Genomic DNA, 1,433 nt, shown 5'->3' with positions numbered 1-1,433 from the left:
AGGACGAAACCGCTCTCGCGGTATTGGCGCTTACGGCGGATGTTGTGCGCTGATGTAAGCGGCGTGGATTTTGCGAACTGACGCACCTGTTTGACGATTGGGACCTTCTCAATCTGATGACAGGAGGTTCCGATGACGGACCAAGATGTACCTGCGCTGCGTCAGCGTTTCCTAGAAGACATGCGGATCAAGGGACTGCAGCCCAAGACGCAGACGATGTATTTGCGGGCGATGCGCGACTTCACGCGGTTCCTGGGGCACGCGCCGGACGCCGCGACGCCGGAGGAACTGCGCGCCTTTCAACTCGACATGAAGGAGAAGGGCGTCGGCGCACCGACCTTCAACAACCGGCTGACGGTGCTGAGCTTCTTCTTTTCGACGACCTGCCCGCGCCCGGATATGAAGGGGCACATGCGTTATCAGCGGGCAGCGAAGAAGATACCTGTTGTGCTGAGCGCCGAGGAGGTCGCGCGCATTCTCGAAGCAGCACCTGGGCCGGGTCTGCGGTATCGAGCTGCGTTCAGCGTTGCCTATGGCGGCGGGCTCAGGGCAAGCGAGGTCACCCATCTCAAGGTCGGCGATATCGACAGCGATCGGATGCTGATCCGTGTCGAGCAGGGTAAGGGTCGCAAGGATCGCCATGTGATGCTGTCGCCGAGCCTTCTGGAGCTCTTGCGCGATTATTATCGCGAGGCGCGACCCGCGGGCTGGCTCTTTCCCGGCCGCAATCGGGTCGACCCGATCTCGACCCGGCAGTTCAACCGCGCGTTCGGCGTGGCCTGTGACTTCGCCGAGATCAGGAAGAAAGTGTCACCCCACACCCTGCGGCACAGCTTTGCGACGCATCTGCTGGAGAGTGGGACTGACATAAGGGTGATCCAGGTCTTGCTGGGTCATGCCAAGCTGGAGACCACGACGGTCTACACCAAGGTGGCGACCAAGACGATCCGGGACGTGACCAGTCCGCTCGATCTGCTGGTGAAACGGGAAACGGCCCCCGGTTGATCCCGGTCCCATGCCCCGCCCAAAGCTGGAGGTCGCGGATATCTTCCGCGCCCATGGGCCTGCCTATCGCCGGGAGAACGCCGAACATCTGCACCTGCCGCAGCTAAAGGTGATGTCGGCGATTGAGGCCTGCCGCACCGCCACGCTCGGCGGGCATGTCGCGGCCTGCACCAAGTGCGGCCATGAGCACATCGCCTATAACTCGTGTCGCAATCGCCATTGTCCGAAGTGCCAAGGGTCAACCGCCAAGGGCTGGATGCAGGCTCGCATGGAGGACCTGTTGCCGGCGGAATACTTCCATGCGGTCTTCACCTTGCCGGCCCAGATTGCCGACATTGCCTATCAGAACAAGGCGGCTGTCTACGGCCTCTTGTTCAAGGCGTCGACTGAGACGCTCCTGTCCATCGCGGCCGACCCAAAGCATCTCG

General features: G+C 61.9%; 2 protein-coding genes. Both read left to right on the top strand.

The window, feature by feature from the left end:
* The first annotated feature begins 132 nt into the window (after positions 1–132).
* Complete coding sequence (locus Q1A71_RS23590) at positions 133–1,005, top strand: tyrosine-type recombinase/integrase (RefSeq protein WP_299682834.1); 873 nt, start codon at positions 133–135, stop codon at positions 1,003–1,005.
* Positions 1,006–1,015: 10 nt separating this feature from the next.
* Positions 1,016–1,433, top strand: a 418-nt coding sequence (locus Q1A71_RS23585) for a transposase zinc-binding domain-containing protein (RefSeq protein ID WP_299682831.1), incomplete at its 3' end; no start/stop codon positions are given.

This window comes from uncultured Roseobacter sp. (assembly GCF_947493125.1).
Taxonomy (GTDB): Bacteria; Pseudomonadota; Alphaproteobacteria; order Rhodobacterales; family Rhodobacteraceae; genus Roseobacter.
The sequence above is the reverse complement of the archived record's forward strand: the minus strand, read 5'-3'. Positions and strand labels throughout refer to the sequence as shown.

Excerpts from the sequence above, each read along its gene's own strand:
- Q1A71_RS23590 (WP_299682834.1), top strand. The coding sequence starts at position 133 with ATGACGGACCAAGATGTACCTGCGCTGCGTCAGCGTTTCCTAGAAGAC.